The organism is Stenotrophomonas sp. A3_2 (genome assembly GCF_036624925.1).
Lineage (GTDB): Bacteria > Pseudomonadota > Gammaproteobacteria > Xanthomonadales > Xanthomonadaceae > Stenotrophomonas > Stenotrophomonas hibiscicola.
Window position 1 is genome coordinate 1 of record NZ_JAZKVY010000274.1, and the last position, 447, is coordinate 447.

1 protein-coding gene is annotated in these 447 nt (G+C 68.2%); it reads left to right on the forward strand.

From position 1 onward, the window contains the following. A partial coding sequence (locus tag R5H29_RS13290; RefSeq protein WP_332329273.1) for an autotransporter outer membrane beta-barrel domain-containing protein occupies nucleotides 1-447 on the forward strand: 447 nt, incomplete at both ends.

The window sequence follows — 447 nt, forward strand, 5'->3', positions numbered from 1 at the left end:
GCGCGGCCAGTTCCGCAACCGCGTGCAGGGCGAAGGCCTGGCCGAAGAGCGCTACGACTCGGACATCTGGCAGTCGTCGCTGGAAGCTGGCTACCGCTTCGGCATCGGCCAGATCGGCAATACCGTGCTGAGCCTGCAGCCGGAACTGCAGCTGGTCTACACCGATGCCAACACCGACCGCCACGAGGAAACCAACGGCACAGTGGTGCGCAGCCTGGGCGACAGCGGCCTGTCCGGCCGCGTGGGCCTGCGCCTGCAGGGCGAAGGCCGCAGTGCCGCCGGTGCGTCGGTCAGCCCGTATGTGGTGGCCAACTGGTACCGCGACGGCGCCAGCAACGGCATGGCGTTTGATGATGAAGCACTGAAGGCCAGCGTGCCGCGCAACCGCTACGAGTTGAATGCCGGCGCGCGCGTGGACTTCCGTTCCGGGCTGAGTGCGTGGGGTGG